We start from the raw sequence: 253 nt of genomic DNA on the forward strand, positions 1-253 counted from the left end.
GTTCAAGGAAATGACCGTGCTGGAGAACCTGCTGGTGGCCCAGCACATGCTCGCCCAGCGCAGCCTGATCGCCGGTATCCTCAACACCCCCGGTTACCGGCGCACCGAAAGCAAGCTGCTGGATACGGCGTTCTACTGGCTGGAGGTGGTCAACCTGGTCGACCACGCCAACCACCTAGCGGGCGAACTCTCCTACGGCCAGCAGCGCCGCCTGGAAATCGCCCGGGCCATGTGCACGGGCCCCGAGCTGATC

At 64.8% G+C, this 253-nt stretch carries 1 protein-coding gene; it reads left to right on the forward strand.

Annotated features, from left to right (window positions below):
• On the forward strand, nucleotides 1-253 hold a 253-nt coding region (locus AC0IYH_RS32820), incomplete at both ends, for an ATP-binding cassette domain-containing protein (RefSeq protein ID WP_471838549.1).

It is taken from the genome of Pseudomonas sp. AC463, from assembly GCF_979253585.1.